Source organism: Sulfurihydrogenibium sp., from assembly GCF_027448985.1.
GTDB lineage: Bacteria > Aquificota > Aquificia > Aquificales > Hydrogenothermaceae > Sulfurihydrogenibium.
The window spans coordinates 1-2,597 of sequence record NZ_DAIDMN010000123.1; the positions used below are offsets into that span (position 1 = coordinate 1).

At 33.0% G+C, this 2,597-nt stretch carries 2 protein-coding genes; both read left to right on the plus strand.

What is annotated here, in order from left to right; genetic code table 11:
- Window positions 1-116: 116 nt before the first annotated feature.
- Complete coding sequence (locus NE054_RS07760; RefSeq protein ID WP_297890359.1) at window positions 117-1,997, plus strand: 2Fe-2S iron-sulfur cluster-binding protein; 1,881 nt, start codon at window positions 117-119, stop codon at window positions 1,995-1,997.
- Window positions 1,987-2,597: bifunctional ornithine acetyltransferase/N-acetylglutamate synthase (locus NE054_RS07765; protein WP_297890361.1), on the plus strand; the 611-nt coding region annotated here is incomplete at its 3' end. The genes NE054_RS07760 and NE054_RS07765, both read left to right, overlap by 11 nt.

Consider the following 2,597-nt stretch of genomic DNA (forward strand, 5'->3'; position numbering starts at 1 on the left):
TTCTTCATTTTAGCTTTAAGTTTTGCTACTTGTCTTGGTTTGTTTTAAAATTATTTAAATTGGAAATTAGAGTTTTTGTTATAATTTATCCAAACTTGGATTTTGAGGTGTAATTTATGGAAAAGTTGACAGTTAAAATAGATGGTATTGAGGTTCAAGTTGAAAAAGGTACCACTGTACTTGAAGCTGCCAAAAAAATCAACAAGTTGATTCCAACCTTCTGTTACCATGAAAAACTACCGATATTTGGCGGATGTAGAATGTGCTTAGTTTACGATGTTAAATCTAAAAGAAGTATAATCGCCTGTGGTAGTTACGTCTATGATGGAATGGAGATAGAAACGGAAAATCAGCAAGTTGTAAACGATAGAAAGTTTATACTTCAGATGCTTTTTACAAGGCATCCTTTGGACTGTCCTATATGTGATAAGGCTGGTGAGTGTGATTTACAAAACTGGGGAACTTACTGGGGACCTCAAAACAACGTTTTGCCTATAACTCCTTTTGAAAAAATTAGACCGGAAGATGACTGGGAAAGTGAATATCTTGAGTATGTATCAAACAGGTGTGTCCTTTGTATCAAATGTGTTAGTGTTTGTGATAACATAAATAAGTCTCATTCTCTTTTTCAGCTTGAAAGAGGTTTTGAAACTCTCATATCTCCTTTAAGTAAACCCATGGATACAAGTAGCTGTGAGATGTGTGGTCTTTGTGTTGATATATGTCCTGTTGGTGCTATTATTTTTAAGCCTTTTAAGTTTAATGCAAGACCTTGGCTTTTAAATGAAACATATTCACACTGTAGTTTGTGTAGTCTTGGTTGTCCTGTGGTAATAGACCATGATAACAAAAAAATATACCGGATAAGAAGTACCGCTGAACTTGAAATATGTTCAAAACCGTACCTTGGATACGATGCTTTCAATACAAATAGACTAAAATATCCTAAGATAGATGGTCAAAATACATCCTTTGATGATGTATTAAAATCCGTCGCTGATATAATCAATGAAAATCCATCTAAAACTGCTGTAGTGGTATCTCCTTACCTATCGAATGAAGTTTTACAAAAGATAAACGATTTTGGACTTTTGACAACCTCAATAATTACATTGGATGTTTTACCATTACTTGAAGGGTTTGGAAATTACACTCCTGTAGATTACGAAGATATAAAAAATGCAAATCAGTACATTGTTATAGGAGATGATATTACTAATACAAATCCGGTTTTTACCTACTATATGAAAAAGAAAGTTGTTTATATAGGTCAAGAGTTAGGAAGGATTAAAAAGCTTTATCCAAACTTTATTGAAGCAAAAGGAAGAGAGATTGTTGAAAAGTTAAAAGAGTATGCTCAAAAAGGAAGTGTGATAGTTTACTCTTCTTACTTTACAGGAGATGATGCTAAATACTTAGGAGAAGTTTTAAGGACCATACAAAACGAAAAAGAATGTAAAATTGTTATAGTACCACCTTACTCTAATGCTTTTGGTGTTGTTAATAACATAAAAAATATATCTTCTTTCGTGAAAACTATTGAAAGAGTTCAATCCGGAGAGATAGAAAATCTGATAGTATTTGGAGAAGAAATGTCTTTATTAATTGAAGAAGAGAAGTTAAAGGAAATATTTGGAAAGTTGAAAAGGAAAGTGGTATTTACACCTTTTGAAGATGGTCTTGCTTTGATAGGAGATATAGTAATTCCATTAAACACATGGGTAGAAGAAGATGGATTTTATGACTTTTTTACAGGTCAGAAAAAGTCTAAAACTTCAATAAAAAGTAATTTCAAAAATGTAGAAATTTTAAGTAAGTTAAAAAATTTGTTAAAATACGAAAATAAATCCGTTGAAAAGTTTGAATCTGATTATGCTATTCCGGATTGGATAGAAAGGTATAATCCGGATATATGGGATGCATCTTACTTTTCTTTAAGGTCTGAAAACCTTACAAACTGGAAGTTAAAAAATCAAGGAGTGTTAGATGAATATTAAAATGGGTGTTTCAAAAGCCGGAATAAAACCTTCCGGAGACTACGATATCCTCGTTTTAAAATTTCCACATTCCGTATATTCAGCTGTTTTCACCCAAAACTCTTTGGCAGCGGCACCTGTTTTATACGATAGACTTGTATGTGAGATACAAGACAGAATATCTGCACTTGTGATAAATAGCGGGAATGCCAACGCTGCAACTGGACAACAAGGTTTTGAAAATGCAGAAAAGATGGCTCAACTTACAGCCGATTGTCTTGGATTGGATAAATCAGATGTTTTAGTCTTTTCAACAGGTGTGATAGGTGTTCAACTTCCTATGGATAAAGTAGAAAATGGTATAAAACAAGCTTGTGAAAATCTCCAAGATTTAGATTTACAGCTGGCAGCTCGTGCTATCTCAACAACAGACGCTTTTTACAAGTATTACGAAACAACCGGAATGATAGATGGGGAAGTTTTTACAGTAAAAGGCATAGCAAAAGGTGCCGGAATGATACATCCAAATATGGCAACAATGCTTGCATACATCTTTACAGATGTAAAGATAGAAAAAAGCTTGTTAGATAAAGCAACAAAGTTAGTTGTAGATAGAACTTT